This window comes from Microbacterium sp. F01 (assembly GCF_056156365.1).
In genome coordinates this window covers 3,469,357-3,485,671 of the sequence record NZ_CM149592.1, presented here as the reverse complement: position 1 = coordinate 3,485,671, position 16,315 = coordinate 3,469,357, and the positions used below count along the sequence as shown (strand labels likewise).

Sequence of the window (16,315 nt, the reverse complement as noted above, 5' to 3'; positions counted from 1 at the left end):
TTCGGGGACCTCCCACGGGTCGCTCATTGACGCGCTGACTGTCCCCTCCCCGCGAAAAGAATCCTGGTCAGGAGGATTCTCCGCAAGGGGGAGAATCCCCAAAGCCGAGATAGGGGGTTTCGAGCGTCAGCGAGCGCCGCGTGGGACGTCGCCGGAGTATCAGGGGGCGAGGCGCGTGGGGCCGCGGAAGAGGTAGGTGACCTCGCGGATCGAGTCCTGGCCGAGCAGCAGCATGAGCACGCGCGCGAGGCCCATGCCGAACCCGCCGTGGGGCGGGGCGCCGTAGCGGAAGAAGTCGAAGTAGAAGTCGAGGTGCTCGGCTCCGAGACCCTTCTCCTTCGCCTGCTCGATCAGCACGTCGACGCGGTGCTCGCGCTGTGCGCCCGTCGTGATCTCGACGCCCTTGAAGAGGAGGTCGTACGACTTGGTCAGACCGGTCTCTTCGTCGCGCATGTGGTAGAACGCGCGGATCTCGGGGTGGTAGTCGGTGATGAAGACGAACTGGTGGCCGTAGGTCTCCTCGACGTATGCGGAGATCTGGCGCTCGCCCTCGGGGTCGAGGTCGCCGTCCGTACGGGGGATCTCGTAGCCGCGGCTCTTGACGATCTCGCGCGCCTCGGCCAGCGGGATGCGCGGGAACGGGATCGCGGGCACCTGCACCTCGAGGCCGAACAGCTCCTCGATCTCGGCGCCGTGCTTGTCCTTGACGGCCTGGAACGCGGTCTGCAGGAGCTCCTCCTGCATCGCCGCGACGTCCTCGTGGGAGTCGATCCAGCTGATCTCGGCGTCGACCGACGTGAACTCCGTCGCGTGGCGCGACGTGAACGAGGGGTCGGCGCGGAACGCGGGGGCGATCTCGAAGATCTTGCCGAAGCCGGCGACCTGGGCCATCTGCTTGAAGAACTGCGGCGACTGCGCGAGGTACGCCGTCTTCTCCTCGAAGTAGGGCACCTCGAAGAGCTCGGCATTGGACTCGGATGCCGAGGCCATGAGCTTGGGGGAGTGCACCTCGATGTAGTCGCGCTCGATCCAGTACGAGCGGAAGGCGTGCTCGAGGGTGGTCTGCGCGCGGAAGACGAGGTTGTTGCGGCGCTGGCGCAGGTCGAGGAAGCGCCAGTCCATGCGCTTGTCGAGACCCGAGTCGGCCGCGATGGGCGTCTCGGGGAGGGCGGCCGCGGCGATGTCGAGGGCGGCGATCTTGATCTCGACGCCGCCGAGCTTCACGCGCTCGTCGTGCTTGAGCTCGCCGGTCACGGTCAGGAAGGTGCCCGTGGCGAGGTTCGAGATGAGGTCCGTGAGGGCCAGGGCCGCAGCATCCTGTTCCGTGCCGTCCTCCGCCGGGCGCGTAGCCGGGTTGACCAGCTGCACGGCGCCGGACTCATCGCGGAGGATGACGAACTGCACCTTCTTCTGATCGCGGACGGTCTCGACCCACCCGGAGACGGAGACGGGGCCGTCGGCGAGACCCTGCAGCTGCTTGACGAGGACGCGTTCACTCACGAGCGACAAGTCTAGGTGACGCGCCGCATTCGCCTTCTCGCCGAAAATCGGTGCCCACCGCTACCATGCGGGCATGACCACGCCGGAACCCGAGCAACCCGCACCGGCAGGGACGGCGGCGGCCCCGCCTCCCTATCCCGGGAGCCCGGCATACAGTGCCTCGGCGCAGGACGCGCCGCCCGCCAAGCGGCCCGCCAGGGTCCTCGACATCGTCATCACGATCGTGCTGCTCGTGGCAGACGGCGTGCTGGCGGGGCTCGCCTCGGTCATGGGCATGTTCCTCGTGATGGCGTCCGACCCGTGCGGGACGGTCCTGTGCGACGGCAGCCTCATCGCGATCGGCTGGCTGATGGGCATGATCCTGCCGTGGGTCGCCTTCGCGATCACCGCGGTGGTCGCCATCATCCTCATGGTCAAACGCCGCCTCGCGTTCTGGGTACCGCTCGCCGGAGCCGCGCTCATCGTGCTGTCGCTCGTGCTGGCCTTCGTCGTCACCGCCGCGGGCGTGCCGGGCTCGAGCCTCTGATCCCGGCCCGCTCCGAGGTGGTTCATCGGCTTCCGGGGGTCAGCACCCAAGATTCGTTCATCATCGCCCCGTAGCGTGGACGACGTCGCGCCGAAGGGTCGCGGCCGCCGCCACGAAATGCCACACCGACGGATGGAGATCCGACGAATGACGACTGCGACGACGACCGACGGCTCCTGGCTCAGCTCCCTCGCGGACTGGGCCGTCTCGCTGATGGACGTGATCGGACCCGCGGGAGCGGGCATCGCGATCGCGATGGAGAACCTCTTCCCGCCGCTGCCGAGCGAGGTGATCCTGCCGATGGCGGGGCTCGCGGCCAGCCGCGGATCGTTCTCGCTGGTCGAGGCGCTGGTGTGGACCACCGTCGGATCGGTCGCCGGCGCGCTCCTCCTCTACGGGCTCGGCGCGTGGCTCGGGATCGCGCGGCTGCGCGCGATCGCGACCAAGGTGCCGCTGCTGCATCCGGAAGACATCGACCGCACTGTCGCATGGTTCGGGCGCCACGGCGGCAAGGCCGTGTTCTTCGGGCGCATGATCCCGATCTTCCGCAGCCTCATCTCGATCCCCGCGGGCATCACCCGCATGCCGGTCTGGCGATTCACGCTCCTGACCGCGGCGGGGAGCCTGGTGTGGAACTCGATCTTCGTGTTCTCGGGCTTCTTCCTCGGGGAGTCCTGGCACATCGTCGAGCGGTACGCCGACATCCTGCAGTACGTCGTCATCGCGGCCGCCGTGATCGGCGTGGCCTGGTTCCTCTACGTGCGGGTCCGCGCGCTGCTCGAGTCCCGCGGCACCTCCGGGGGGCCGGAGCCCGAGCTCGACTGACTCGAGCCCCCGCCGAAGCTGGGAGAACGCTCAGCCGGTCCACAGAAGACCCCCACGTAGACTGGGCCGGTGCCCGCAGCTCGCCTCCATCTTGTGCGCCACGGGGAGGTCCACAACCCTGCCCGCGTGCTCTACGGGCGACTGCCGGGGTACGGGCTGAGCGCCGACGGCCGTCACATGGCGCGGCAGGCCGCCGAGTACATCCAGTCGCTCGACCGTCCCGTGTCCGCGCTCGTGTGCTCGCCGCTGCAGCGCACGCAGGAGTCGGCCGAGCCGTTCACCGAGCTCTTCGGCCTCCGTCCCGTCCTCGATGAGCGGGTCATCGAGCCGACCAACGTCTTCGAGGGCAAGCGCATGGCGAAAGCCCTCCTCAACCCGTGGAACTGGCGCCATCTGCGCAAGCCGGCGCTGCCGAGCTGGGGCGAGCCGTACGCGGACGTCGTGGGCCGCATGAATTCGGCGATGACGCACGCATGGGATGCTGCGGACTCGGGCGACGTCGTCATCGTGTCGCATCAGCTCCCGATCTGGATCACCCACCTCGCGGTCGCCGGGCTCCCGCTCCGGCACGACCCCCGCGCCAGGCGCTGCGCGCTGTCGAGCGTGACGAGCTTCGAGATGGTGGACGGCACGTGGACCGAGACCGCCTACGTCGAACCGGCGTCGACGGCCGGCGCGGTGGATGTGGGGGCGGTATGAGTCAGCGGTTCCAGAAGGTGCGGGCCGCAGCATCCGCTCTCCTCGTCGTCGGACTGATCTCCGGACTCGCCGCGTGCACGAGCGACCCCCTCGCCGAGCAGTACCGCTCGGGTGACAACAAGGGCTTCGTCGCCGCCGACGGCTTCCGCGTGGTCGAGATCCCGGCCGCCGACCGCACCGAGCCGGTGGAGTTCGAGGGCGTCCTCGACACCGGCGGCTCGACCTCGAGCGCCGACTACGCGGGCGAAGTGCTCGTGGTGAACTTCTGGTACGCCGGGTGCGCCCCGTGCCGCGTCGAGGCTCCCGAGCTGGCCGCGGTCGACGCGCAGTTCCAGGGCCAGGGTGTCTCGTTCCTCGGGGTGAACCTGTACGACGGCGCCGCGGCGTCGCAGGCGTTCGCCGAGAAGTACGGGGTGGAGTACCCCAGCGCGCTGGCGACCGAGGACGGATCGATCAAGCTCGCCTTCGCGGGGGAGACCCCGCTCAACGCCGTGCCCGTCACGATCGTGCTCGACAAGCAGGGCCGCGTCGCGGCGCGCCTGGTCGGCCAGATCGAAGAGGCCTCGATCCTCGAGACGATCGTCCGCGACGCCCTGGAGGAGTCGTGAACCTCGGCGCCCTCGTCGCCGACGGGTCGCTGCTGATCGCCATCCCGATCGCGATCCTCGCGGGCGCCATCTCGTTCCTTTCGCCGTGCGTGCTGCCGCTGGTTCCGGGGTATCTCGGGTTCATCGGCGGGGCGGTCAGCGCTCGCCCGACTCCCAGAGTTCGCAGGATCGCGCGTTCCTCGCAGGATTCGGCGGTGAATCTGCGAGACGGCGACGATTCTGCGAAGTCTGTGACGACGAAGGAGACGGATGCTGCGACCGAGACGCCCGCGCGCGGGCGCCTCGTGCTCGGCGTGCTCCTGTTCATCGCCGGCCTCACCGTGGTCTTCGTCAGCATGGCGATGCTCGGCGGCACGCTGGGCCGGTTCCTGCTCGAATACCAGGACCTCATCACGCGCATCCTCGGCGTCGTCATCATCGCGATGGGCTTCGTCTTCATCGGGTGGTTCGGCCTGGCGCAGCGCATCTCGCGCCCGCAGGTGCGCGGCAACCTCGGGCTCATCGGCGCGCCGCTGCTGGGCATCGCGCTCGGCATCGGCTGGGCGCCGTGCATCGGCCCGACGCTCGCGGTGATCCTGACGATGGCCTTCGACTCCGGCTCTGCCGCGCGCGCGGCGCTGCTGGGCGTCGCGTACTCGCTGGGTCTCGGCATCCCGTTCCTCCTCCTCACCCTCGGGTTCGGGTGGGCGACCCGCTCGGTGTCGTTTGTGCGGCGCCACATCCGCGTCGTCAACCTCATCGGCGGCGCGCTGCTCATCGTGCTGGGCCTGCTCATGGTGACCGGTATCTGGACCGCCGTCATGGCCCAGCTCCAGGGGGTGTTCGCCAGTGTCCCGGCCCCGCTCTGACGCTCCGGAAGGTTCGACGACCGACGAGATGACCGACCCCCTCCGGCCTTCCGACCACGCCGACTCCGCGGCATCCGACATCACGCAGCCCGCGCTCGGCGTCGTCGGCTGGCTGCGCTGGGGCTGGCGCCAGCTCACGTCGATGCGCACCGCGCTCGTGCTGCTGCTGCTCCTCGCGATCGCCGCCGTTCCCGGCTCGCTCGTTCCGCAGCGCAGCGCCGACCCCAACGGCGTGCGCCAGTACTTCGTCGACAACCCCGACCTCGCGCCGGTGCTCGACAACCTGAGCCTGTTCGACGTCTACACCTCGCCGTGGTTCTCGGCGATCTACATCCTGCTGTTCGTCTCGCTGGTCGGCTGCGTCATCCCGCGCACCAAGCACCACTACAAGGCGATGCGCGCGCAGCCCCCGCGCACGCCGGCCCGGCTGGCTCGTCTGGACGCGCACCGCTCCGAGATCCTCGAATTCCAGGACGACACGGATGCTGCGACCGCGGCGGCGACCGCGATCGAGGCGGCCGAGCTGCAGCTGAAGAAGGCGGGGTACCGCGTCGCCCGCTACGACGGCGCGAAGGCGCTCTCGGTGTCGGCGGAGCGCGGGTACCTGCGCGAGACCGGCAACCTGGTGTTCCACGCGTCGCTGGTCGGCGTGCTGCTCGCGGTCGGCATCGGCGGCGGGTTCACCTACACCGGCCAGACGGTCATCATCGAGGGCCGCACGTGGGTCAACACGATGCTCGACTACACGTCGTTCAACCCGGGCCGGTTCGTGGACGAGGACGCGCTGGAGCCCTACGCGCTCACGCTCGACGAGTTCTCGCTCTCGTACGTCAGTCCCGGTCAGCAGGGTGCTGGTCAGGCGGGCGACTTCATCGCGCACCTGACGACGCAGTTCCCGGACGCCGACGCGCAGGAGGGCGAGGTGCGCGTCAACCACCCGCTCCAGATCGCGGGCGACAAGGTGTATCTGATGGGCAACGGCTATGCGCCGACCATCACGATCCGCAACGACGCCGGCGACGTCGTGTTCTCGGAGTCGGTGCCGTTCCTGCCGCAGGACAACAACATGACCTCGCAGGGCGTCGTGAAGGTGCCGGACGGCCTGCGCGAACAGGTCGGCCTCGTGGGCTTCTTCTATCCCACCGCTCAGGAGCTCACCAACGGCGCCTATACCTCGGTGTACGGCGACCTCGAGTACCCGATGCTCACGTTCTGGGTCTACGCCGGCGACCTCGGCATCGACGGCGGCGTGCCGAAGTCGGTGTACACGCTCGACCCGAGCAAGATGACACAGCTCGCCGGCGGCGACTCGGGCACCGCGTCACTCGAACTGAAGCCCGGTGACACCGTGGACCTTCCGGACGGGCTCGGCACGATCAGCTTCGACAACGAGGCGCCGGACGCCGCCGGGTTCCAGGACTCGGTCAAGCGGTACGTCTCGCTGTCGATCCACCGCGACGCTGCGGCGACGTGGGTGCTCGTGTTCGCCGTGCTCGCGACGGCGGGCCTGCTCGCCGCGCTCTTCGTCCCACGCCGTCGCCTGTGGGTCAAGGCGACCCGGCAGGGGCACACCGTGCACCTCGAGTACGCGGGTCTCGCGCGCGGTGAGGACCCCGCGCTCGACGGCGCCGTGGAGCAGTTCGCCCAGCGCCACCTCGCGTCGCTCGCCGACCCCGCCGCCGCGGGCGACCGCGCCACGAAGCCCGAATCCACCCCCGACGTAGACTGAGAGCCATGCCCGACGCCTCCCCCCTCACCCTCGACGACGTCTCGGTGCTGCTGGTCTGGACGGCCATCGCGATCTACGCCCTCGCGTTCATCGCGTACGCGGTCGACCTGGCCCGTCGGGGCGCCGTCGCCGTCGATGCGAAGGATGCCGCGGCCAAGACCGCGCGCGAACGCGAGCTCGTTGCGGCAGGGGGTGCCGGCGCAGGGTCGCGCACCGGCATCATCGAGCAGATGCGCGCGCAGGAGGCTGCGTCGGAGGAGTCGCTCAACGCGCCCGTCGGCAAGCGCGCGCGGCTCGTCTGGGCCCGCATCGGAACCTCGCTGACGGTGCTCGGGTTCCTGTTCCATCTCGGCGGCGACGTCACGCGCGGTATCGCCGCCGGGCGCGTGCCGTGGTCGAACATGTACGAGTTCGCCCTCACCGGCACGCTTCTCATCGTCGCGGTGTACCTCGGGGTGCTGTTCCGCTACGACCTGCGGTTCCTCGGCACGTTCATCACCGGCCTCGTCGTGGTGCTGCTGGGCGGCACGGCCATCTGGTTCTACACCGACATCGTGCCCCTGATGGACCCGCTCAAGTCGGTCTGGCTGGTCATCCACGTCTTCGTCGCGTCCCTCGCGACCGCGCTGTTCGCCCTCGCGTTCGGCCTCTCAGTGCTGCAGCTCATGCAGGCCCGGCGCGAGACGAAGATCGCGGCTCTCGCGAAGGCGGAGGCCGCAGCATCCGGAACCGCCAAGACCGGACCGGGCTTCCTCAGGACCCTCCCGAGCGCCGAGGCGCTCGAGTCGCTGGCGTACCGCTTCGCGATCCTCGGCTTCATCTTCTGGACCTTCACGCTCATCGCCGGGTCGATCTGGGCGAACGACGCGTGGGGCCGCTACTGGGGCTTCGACACGAAGGAAGTCTGGACCTTCGTGATCTGGGTGCTCTACGCCGGATACATCCACGCGCGCGCGACGCGCGGATGGCGCGGGTCGCGCTCGGCGTGGCTGTCGATCATCGGGTTCACCGCCGTGATCTTCAACTTCACGATCGTGAACATGTTCTTCAAGGGCCTGCACGCGTACTCGGGTCTCAACTGAGCGGACCATCGGCCGAACCGTCCTTCACGGGCCTGCACGCGTACTCGGGTCTCAGCTGACGCCTTCCTGCGCGATCGGCTTCGGAGCCGTCGGCTCCGACGCTCCCTTCCGCGGGCTGCGGACTTTCCTCCACCACACGATCACGGCGAGCGTCGCCGCGCCGAGCGCGCTGCCGATCGTCCAGATGAGCGGCCGGTTCACGTCGACCCAATAGGCGGCGTGGTGAAGCGCCGAGGCCTCCACGTGCACATCCGTCGTGAAGGACGACACGTTCTTCCCCGCGTACTCGAGATCGCCTGCAGATTCGTCGAGGACGATGGCGGGTCGCAGCTCGAGCCGCAGCTGCTCGTCGACGGGGTGGTGGGCCGTCACCGTCCACGACCACTCGATGACGCCGCTCGGGGTGAACTCCTGCAGCACCCATCCGGCGTCCGTCTCGCTCGCCTCGTCGAGGACCTCCATGGCCTGGCCGACGGCTGTCAGGCGCGCAGCCACCGTGCACTTCACGAGGACGGCTTCGCTCGTCGCCGCGCCGTCCACGACCTCGATGACTTCGTCCGGGGGAAGCGGCTCGGAACGCGCATCGACGGCCGCGTTGTAGTTGGCGCCGACGTCGATCGTCACGCTCATGCGATCGGGGTAGTCGACGAGGGCATCGCGCCATTCCTCGACGCCGTGCGCGCAGCGCTCCTGGAATGCGACCACCGATTCCTCGGGGTCGCCGAGGTCTTCGCCTTCGTCGCCGGGGCCTCCGATCGGAGGCGGGAGCGGGGTGGGGTGCGGATCGACCGGGTCCGGCTGGCCCGGAGGCGCTCCGGTCGAGGGCGGCGCAGCGCCGCCATCGACCTCTCCCGGCGACGGGTCCGGGACCGGCACCGGGTCCGCGGGCGACGCGTCGCCTTGCGCGACGCACCCGGTCAGGATGGCCAGCACCGCGCCGAGCAGCGCAGCTGAGGCGAGACGTCCCTTCATGTCGGCTCCCACCGATTCGACGTCGTCCGGGGTGAACGGCTACTCATCAAGGGAGAGGGATGCGGGGCGGTCCGAGATACGCCGGGACGCGGCATCCATTGGTCCGCAACGCGTGCGCGTACGGATGGATCGCAGCGATTCCCGCTGTCGGGTCAGGCCGCGGCGGGACTCAGGACGACCACGGGCGTCTCGCGGTTGCGCAGCGCCGCGTACGCGTCGAGGTCCGCGTCGCCCTCGAGGGTGCGCCACACCGCCCAGAGGCGTTCGCGCTCCGCACCCGTCGCCTCGTGCGCGAGCACGTCGCGCGTGCCGTCGGGAAGATCGACGGATGCCGCGGGCCGGGCCTGCAGGTTCAGCCACCACGCCGGCGGCGGGTCGCCCCAGCCGTTCATCGCGAGGGTGACGAGGTCGGGGCCGTCTTCGAAGTAGCCGAGGATCGCGACGCGGGGACTGCCCGAGCGGCGGCCGACCGTGTGCAGGCGCATCATCCCGTAGACGGTGGGGGACGGAGGCCGCAGCCCCACGCGCCCGCCGGTCACCCGGTAGAGCCCGCGATGGACGACCCATGCGGTGCGGATGAACCAGCGCGGCGGGATCCGGGCCGGGTTACGCCGCGCCTCGGACGGACGAGGTGAGGGGTCGGGGGCCTTCATGGCTCCGATCCTGACGCGCCGCCGCCCCGCGGGCAATCGGCCGATCGGCCAGGATCTCCGGCCGATCGGCCGAGGCGCCCGGCCGAGGTTGCGCCACCCGAAGCTGCAGGTCAGGCGGTGGCGGGGGCCGCCTTCAGCAGGGCCCGGGCCGACGTGCTGCGCCGACGTGCGACCGCCAGGATCGTTGCGCCGAGGCCGAGCAGCGTCCATACGGCGAGGCCGGCGATCGCGGCGCCGAGGCCTGACGCAGAGGTGAGCGCGGCGAGCATGCCGTTGTACGCGGGGCCGGTCGGCAGGAGGGCCGCGACGCTCGAGAGCACGCCCGGCACCGTCGAGACGACGCCGGTCGCGACGGCGAACACGCCGATGAGCGCGGCGATCCAGCGCCCGGCGCCGCCGAACAGGGCGATGAGCGCCTGGTTCACCGCGGCGAAGGCGATGCCCGCGACGACCGAGACCAGGGCGAACAGCCACCAGTCCGCCCACGCGTACGACGCGGCGAGCTGCACGACGCCGGCCACCAGCATGCCCTGCACGGCGCCGAGCGCCGCCGCGGGGGCGAACGAGCGCAGCGCGAGCAGCGCCGAGGGCTGGCGCGACGTGAGCGCGCGGCGCGACACCGCCTGCAGCGCGACGAACGTGCCGAGTCCGCCGAACCACAGCGCGAGGGTCGAGAGCAGCGGGATCGCGGAGGCGCCGAACAGGGACGTGCCCACGCCCTCGGCCTCGACGGGGTCCGCGACAACGGTCGCGAGGTCGGTCGCCTCGGCATCGGTGTACGACGGGAGGGACTCGGATGCTGTGGCCAGGCCGGTCGCGAGTTCGCCGGTGCCGTCCGCGAGCTGGGCCACGCCGTCGGCGAGGCTCGTGGCGCCGTCGGCGGCCTGGGTCGCGCCGGACGCCAGCTGGGACGCGCCGTCGGAGAGGCCGCTCGCACCGGTGGCGGACTGGGTGGTCGCCGACTGGAGCTGCACGAGACCGCCGGAGAGGTCGCGCGTGCCGTTCGCGGCCTGCGTCAGACCGGCGCTGGTCTCGTCCATGAGCTTGGTGAGGCCCGTCAGGGTGCCGTTCGCGTAGCCCGCGGCCGTGCCGGCGCTCGTTGCGACCTGGCCGGCGCTCTGTGCAGCGGCCCCCGCTGCTCCTGCCGCTGCAGCGAGCTGCCCGCAGAAGTCGGAACCCACGGGCGTGCACTGGGCAGCGAGCGCACCGAGCTGCTGCGTGAGGCCTGGTGCGCCCTGGCCCGAGTCGTTGTACAGCGCGCCCGCGAGTGCGATGGCCTGCGTCGTCGCCTGAGCCGCGTTGCTCGCGGAAGTGCTCGCGGCATCCTTCAGCTCCTGGCTCTGCACGCCCGCCGCCGCAGCGTCGAGCCCGGACGCGATGGTGTTCGCTCCGGTAGCGGCGCCGCCGATGCCCGATGCGATCTGGCCCAGCCCGCCCGCGAGCTGCGAGGCGCCGTCCGCAAGCTGCTCGTTGCCGTCGGCGAGCTGCGAGATGCCGTCGGGCAGCTGCGCCGCGCCGTCGGCGGCCTGGGTCGCGCCGTCGGCGAGCTGCTGCGCGCCGTCGGCCGCGGTGCCGAGCTGGTCGCCCAGCGTCGTGAAGCCGAGGAACACGTTCTCGAGGTAGACGGTCGACAGCTGCGTGCCCATGGTCGAGGCCGCGGCCGACGCGACCTGCGCGGTGATGGCGTCGTCGACGATGAGGCTGTCGGGCGGCGTCGTCACCTCGATCGTGGCCTGCTCGGGAGTCTCGCCCGGGCGGGTCGACAGGGCGGCTGCCGTGAAGTTCTCGGGGATCGTGATGACGGCGGCGTACGTGCCGTCGGCGAGACCCGCGGCCGCGTCATCCGCGTTCGACAGCGTCCAGGTGAGGTTGCTGTCGAGGTCGTCCGAGCCCTCGACGAGTCCGGCGGTGAGCTGACGGCCGAGCGGCACCAGCTGCCCGTCGACGGTGACCGGCTCGTCCTCGTTCACGACGGCGGCGGTCAGGTTGTCGAGCCGCTCAACGGGGTTGTACAGGGCCGCCACCAGGATGCCGCCGATGACGACAGGCAGCAGCAGCACGCCGATCAGCGTGAGCCACGTGACGGGCCGGGTCGAGCGGGCGCGCTCGACGGCCGTGGTGATCCAGTTCGGGGTCATGCGTTCACCTCTGCGGTGGGGGTGGTCTGGGCGGTGGCGGAGCGCAGCGTGATCGATGTCACGTCGGGGCGGTGCGCGTCCGCGAGGAGGGCGAGGGCGGCGCTCTCGGTGCGACCGGTCACGACGAGCGTCAACCGCTCGTCGCCGGCCGCGAGGGCGGCCGCGGCGTCGCGCAGCAGCGCGGCGGCCTGGTCGCGCTCCGCGTGATCGAGTGCATCGACGCCTTCGATCACCACGAGGCTCGCCTTGCCGGCGAGCGCGCGGCGCAGCGCCGGCACGCGATCGTCGGCGTCGGCGAGGAGCGCGAGCCCCACGTGCGCACGCACCCACGCCCCGCGTTCCGGGAGCAGGTGACCGGCGACGCGGAGGCGTCCGTCGGTGGGCGCGATTCGCGCGGCGATCGTCAGCGCAAAGGCTCGCGCCGCACGGGGGTCGCCGGTCGCGATGAGCGTGCCGCCCGGCTCCACCCGGAACGCGGCATCCTCGAACAGCACGACCTCGCCGGCCGAGCCGCCCGCGTCCGCGCGCACCGCGACGTCGTCGCCGACGACCACGGCTGTCGTGTTCGGCTCCGGCCACTCGGCGAGCGACAGCTCGCGCTCGACGGCCTCACCCTCGATGTCGAAGTGGGGGAGGACCCGCTCGAGCCAGCGCGGCATCCACCACGCCTTGTCGCCGAGGAGGGTCATCACGGCCGGGACGAGCGTCATTCGCACGAGGAACGCGTCGACGGCGATGCCGACGGCGAGGCCCAGTGCGATGGGCTTGATCGACGAGTCGCCCTCGGGCACGAAGGCCGCGAACACGGCGAACATGATGACGGCCGCCGCGGTGACCACGCGCGCCGAGGCCGTGAATCCCGAGCGCACGGCGCCGACCGCGATGTCGCGGCCGCCACGCGTCGTGTGGCCGCCGGCGGCGCGACGGGCGTGCACGTAGTCCTCGCGCATGCGGCTGACGAGGAACACCTCGTAGTCCATCGCCAGGCCGAACAGCACACCCATGAGGATGATCGGCATGAAGCTGATCACCGGGCCTGTGCGGTCGACGTGCAGCAGCTCGGCGCCCCAGCCCCATTCGAACACCGCCGCGACGACGCCGAACGCGGCCATCACCGACAGCAGGTAGCCGAGGGCGGCCTTGATCGGCACCCAGATCGAGCGGAACACGATCATGAGGAGCACGAGCGACAGGCCCACGACGAACACGCCGAACGGCAGCAGGGCAGCGCCCAGGCGGTCCGAGATGTCGATGCCGACCGCGGTGAATCCGGTCACCTTGAGGTCGACGCCGTACTCGTCCTCGAGCTCCGGGGCGAGCGTGCGCAGGTCGCGGACGAGCTGGGCGGTCGCCGGGTCGTCGGGCGCGGTCTCGGGCACGATCTGGATGAGCCCGGTGTCGGCCGTCTCGTTCGGCGTCGCGAGCGCGACCTCCTTGACGCCCGGCACCTTCTCGATCTCGGCCTTCAGGTCGGCCATGAGCCCGAGCGGATCCGTCGACGTCACGATCGTGCCCGTCATGATGAGCGGACCGTTCGACCCCGGCCCGAAGTGCTCGGCCGTGAGGTCGTACGCCTGCCGCGCCTGGCTCGACTCCGGCTGCTGGCCGGCGTTCGGCAGCGCCAGCGCGAGGCTCGCGGCGGGGATCGCCATGACGCCGAGGGTGAGCACGACGGCGATGGTGGTGACGATCGGGTGCTTGGTGACCAGCTGCACCCAGCGATTCGTCCGCTTCGCCGGCGCGTGGTCCGCGGGTGCCGCTTCGGCGCCGTCACCGGCCTCGAGGTCGGCGTCCGCAGTCCCCGCCTCGCTCTCGGTTCCGGGCGTCGTGGAGCGGCGGGCGCCGGGAAGCGGCATCCCTCTCCGCTTCTTGCCGTGGCCCCAGCCGGCGACGCGGTGCTTCGCGAAGCCGAGGAGGGCGGGCGTCAGGGTGATGGCGACGACGACAGCGATCGCGACGGCGACGGCCGCGGCGATGCCCATCGTGGTGAGGAAGGGGATGCCGGCGAAGCCGAGGCCGATGAGGGCGATGAGCACCGTGATGCCGGCGAACACGACGGCGGACCCCGCGGTGCCGGTCGCGCGCGCGGCGGACTCCTCGGGCTCGACCCCGGTGCGCACCTGGTCCTGATGTCGCGCGACGATGAAGAGGGCGTAGTCGATGCCGACCGCGAGCCCCAGCATGATCGCGAGCATCGGGGTCGTCGACGACACCGAGACGAACGCGGTGGCGACGAAGATGAGGGCGATCGCGAGGCCGACGCCGATGAGCGCCGAGACGAGCGGGAACCACGCCACCGCGAACGAGCGGAACGTCACGATGAGCACGAAGAGCGCGATCAGCACGCCCACCGCCTCGATGAGGGAGAGCGCCGGCACCGACGTCGAGAAGAGGTCGCCGCCCATCGCGACCTGAGAGCCCTCGGGGAGCGTCTCGCGAAGGTCGTCGGCGACGTCCTCGAGGCCTTCCTTCGTCTCGTCCGAGACATCCGTGGCCTGGCCGTCGAACTGGAGGCGGATGATCGCGGCGGACTCGTCGTCCGACACCATGCCCGTGACCATCTCGTTGAACGGATCGGTCACCGCGATGACCCCGTCGAGGTCTTCGAGGTGCGCGACGGTGTCGTCGATCGCGCCGGCGTAGGGTTCCTCGTCGATCCGGTCGCCGTCGGCCGTCACGATGACGAGCTGCGCGCTCGTGCCGCTCGCCTGGGGGAAGCTGCGGTCGAGCAGCTCGATGCCCTCCTGGGCCTCGGTGCCGGGGATCGAGAACGAGTTGTCGGTGCCGCCCAGGTGCGGGATCGCGAAGCCGAGGGCGATGCCGAGCAGCATCAGCCACGAGACCAGCACCCGCCAGGGGTGGCGGTAGGTCCAGCGGCCGAGGGCATACAGAAGAGTCGACAACAGCGCCTCCGGTTACGGGTGGAGAGTTCGGGAACCGTCGATACAGCGCTGTATCGGATACATGAGTGTATCGTAGGGCGGGTTTCCCGCCCGAACCTGAGTACTGCGTGTGAGACTGGACGAGATGGAGGACCGATGACCGACACCCCCGTGGCCGAAGCGACCGGCACCTCGCGGCGTCGCGAAGCGACCCGGCAGAAGCTGCTGGATGCTGCCGCCTTGGTCTTCGCGGAAGTCGGCCTGGACGCAGCATCCGTCGAAGCGATCTGCGAGCGCGCAGGTTTCACGCGCGGTGCGTTCTACTCCAACTTCGAGACCAAGGACGAGCTCATGCTCGCCCTCACCGAACGGGTCGCCGGCGAGAAGATCGACGAGGTCGCCGAGCGGGTCGCGGTGCTGCAGGAGCGCGGCGAGGACCTCGATCCCGGCGCCCTCGTGCGCCAGCTGCTCGACGTCGCGTTCGACAAGAAGCAGGGCATCCTGCTGACGAGCGAGATCCGCACGCGCGCCATGCGCGATCAGCGGCTCGCCGAGACCTACCTCGCATGGCAGACGGGCATGGTCGAGCGCGTCGGGTCGTTCATCGAGGAGCTCGCGCTCACCTACCGCTTCCGCTTGCGCGTGCCCGCGCAGGAGTTCGCCGGCCTCGTCCTCCAGACCTTCGAGGACACGTCGGCCTTCGCGATCATGTCGGGCCTCAGCACCCCCGAGATGCACCAGCTGGTGAACGAACGCACCGCCCGCCTCGCGACGGCGCTCGTCGACCCGCTCTGATCAATTAGGCACCGAGCACCTCGTAGCAGCGCGCCACGCGGTCGAGCCACCACTGACGGCGGTCGACGGATGCTGCGTGCTCGGCGAGCAGCGCCGGGTCGGGGGTGACCCGACCCACCGCGAGCACGCCTGCGCGCGGCACCAGTGGAGGGTCGACGACGTCCGCCGTGAACAGCAACGCCGTGCCGAGTCCGCAGTCGTAGTCGAGCTCGGGAAGCGCCGCGGCCAGCGCGACGCCCAGCGACAGCCCCACCGAGGTGTCGAGCGCGCTCGACACGATCGCGGGGAGCCCCGCCTCCTCGACGATCTCGAGCGCTCGCCGCACGCCGCCGAGCGGCTGCGCCTTGATCACCAGCAGGTCGGCGGCCCCGGCGCGGGCGACCGCGAGCGGATCGGCCGCCTTGCGCACGCTCTCGTCGGCGGCGATCGGGATGCCCATGTACTTCACGCGTCGCCGGAGCTCCGCGAGCTCCTCGACGCTCGCGCACGGCTGCTCGACGTACTCGAGGTCGAATTCGGCGAGCGCGTGCACCGCGTGCTCGGCCTCGTCGACGTTCCACGCGCCGTTGGCGTCGATGCGCACGCGACCCTCCGGCCCCATGGCCTCGCGCACGGCGCGCACGCGCGCGACGTCGTCCGCGAGCACCTGACCGGGCTCGGCCACCTTGACCTTCGCGGTGCGGCAGCCGTCGAACCGCGCGAGCACGGACGGGACGGATGCTGCGGCCACGGCCGGCACGGTGGCGTTGACGCCGATGAACTCCCGGCGGGCGGCGGGTCGCGGCATCCGTGAATCCTCGATGGCGGCAGCCAGCCACGTCGATGATTCGGCGTCGTCGTACTCGGCGAAGGGCGAGAACTCCGCCCAGCCCGCGGGGCCCTCGAAGAGCAGCGCCTCACGCACGTCGATGCCGCGGAATCGCGTCACCAGCGGCAGGGCCACGACGTGCGCGGTCCCGAGGATCTCGTCGAGGTCGGGCCAACCTGCTGCGCTGCTCACCCCTTCATCCTGTCCTTCCCTCGCTGACTTGGCGTATATGCGCGCGACACGCCAGCGT

Annotated in this window: 14 protein-coding genes; 8 read left to right on the top strand and 6 right to left on the bottom strand. The window is 70.8% G+C overall.

Going from position 1 to position 16,315, the window contains the following annotated elements:
* Positions 1-159: 159 nt before the first annotated feature.
* Positions 160-1,500 (bottom strand): aspartate--tRNA(Asn) ligase, encoded by a 1,341-nt coding sequence (gene aspS, locus ACVN90_RS16045; protein WP_475099204.1) that lies wholly within the window; start codon positions 1,498-1,500, stop codon positions 160-162.
* A 73-nt stretch (positions 1,501-1,573) separates the two neighbouring features.
* Between aspS and ACVN90_RS16040 the strand changes: the two genes are divergently transcribed.
* The 7 genes from ACVN90_RS16040 (at position 1,574) to ccsB (ending at position 7,817) form a co-directional block, all read left to right on the top strand.
* On the top strand, positions 1,574-2,026 hold the full coding sequence (locus ACVN90_RS16040; protein ID WP_475099203.1) for a DUF6264 family protein: 453 nt from the start codon (positions 1,574-1,576) through the stop codon (positions 2,024-2,026).
* 147 nt (positions 2,027-2,173) lie between these two features.
* A complete protein-coding gene (locus tag ACVN90_RS16035) occupies positions 2,174-2,851 on the top strand; it encodes a DedA family protein (RefSeq protein ID WP_475099202.1) in 678 nt (225 codons plus the stop codon).
* A 69-nt stretch (positions 2,852-2,920) separates the two neighbouring features.
* Positions 2,921-3,550: a histidine phosphatase family protein gene (locus ACVN90_RS16030; protein WP_475099201.1), complete on the top strand. Its 630-nt coding sequence runs from the start codon at positions 2,921-2,923 to the stop codon at positions 3,548-3,550.
* Positions 3,547-4,158, top strand: coding sequence for a TlpA family protein disulfide reductase (locus tag ACVN90_RS16025; protein ID WP_475099200.1), 612 nt, complete (start codon positions 3,547-3,549; stop codon positions 4,156-4,158). Before ACVN90_RS16030 ends, ACVN90_RS16025 begins: the two co-directional genes overlap by 4 nt.
* Positions 4,155-5,006, top strand: a complete 852-nt coding sequence (locus tag ACVN90_RS16020) for a cytochrome c biogenesis CcdA family protein (RefSeq protein WP_475099199.1) — start codon at positions 4,155-4,157, stop codon at positions 5,004-5,006. The genes ACVN90_RS16025 and ACVN90_RS16020 overlap by 4 nt, the downstream gene beginning before the upstream one ends.
* Positions 5,007-5,034: 28 nt before the next feature.
* A complete protein-coding gene (gene resB / locus ACVN90_RS16015; RefSeq protein WP_475099198.1) occupies positions 5,035-6,735 on the top strand; it encodes a cytochrome c biogenesis protein ResB in 1,701 nt (566 codons plus the stop codon).
* 5 nt (positions 6,736-6,740) lie between these two features.
* The gene (gene ccsB, locus ACVN90_RS16010) at positions 6,741-7,817 is read left to right on the top strand and encodes a c-type cytochrome biogenesis protein CcsB (protein ID WP_475099197.1); all 1,077 of its coding nucleotides are present in this window, start codon (positions 6,741-6,743) and stop codon (positions 7,815-7,817) included.
* Between the two features lie 51 nt (positions 7,818-7,868).
* On the opposite strand, the gene ACVN90_RS16005 is transcribed toward ccsB, so the two are convergent.
* The 4 genes from ACVN90_RS16005 to ACVN90_RS15990 form a co-directional block, all read right to left on the bottom strand.
* Positions 7,869-8,789 carry a hypothetical protein gene (locus ACVN90_RS16005; RefSeq protein ID WP_475099196.1) on the bottom strand — a complete coding sequence of 307 codons (921 nt, stop codon included), beginning with the start codon at positions 8,787-8,789 and terminating at the stop codon, positions 7,869-7,871.
* 152 nt (positions 8,790-8,941) lie between these two features.
* Positions 8,942-9,442 carry a nitroreductase/quinone reductase family protein gene (locus tag ACVN90_RS16000; protein WP_475099195.1) on the bottom strand — a complete coding sequence of 167 codons (501 nt, stop codon included), beginning with the start codon at positions 9,440-9,442 and terminating at the stop codon, positions 8,942-8,944.
* Positions 9,443-9,552: 110 nt separating this feature from the next.
* Entirely contained in the window at positions 9,553-11,580 is a 2,028-nt protein-coding gene (locus ACVN90_RS15995) for a YhgE/Pip family protein (protein WP_475099194.1), read from the bottom strand.
* The gene (locus ACVN90_RS15990) at positions 11,577-14,483 is read right to left on the bottom strand and encodes an MMPL family transporter (RefSeq protein WP_475099193.1); all 2,907 of its coding nucleotides are present in this window, start codon (positions 14,481-14,483) and stop codon (positions 11,577-11,579) included. The genes ACVN90_RS15995 and ACVN90_RS15990 overlap by 4 nt, the downstream gene beginning before the upstream one ends.
* 135 nt (positions 14,484-14,618) lie before the next feature.
* Between ACVN90_RS15990 and ACVN90_RS15985 the strand changes: the two genes are divergently transcribed.
* Positions 14,619-15,257 (top strand): TetR/AcrR family transcriptional regulator, encoded by a 639-nt coding sequence (locus ACVN90_RS15985; protein WP_475099192.1) that lies wholly within the window; start codon positions 14,619-14,621, stop codon positions 15,255-15,257.
* 4 nt (positions 15,258-15,261) lie between these two features.
* Here ACVN90_RS15985 and ACVN90_RS15980 read toward each other — a convergent pair whose 3' ends face one another.
* Positions 15,262-16,257, bottom strand: coding sequence for an o-succinylbenzoate synthase (locus tag ACVN90_RS15980; RefSeq protein ID WP_475099191.1), 996 nt, complete (start codon positions 16,255-16,257; stop codon positions 15,262-15,264).
* Positions 16,258-16,315: the final 58 nt, after the last annotated feature.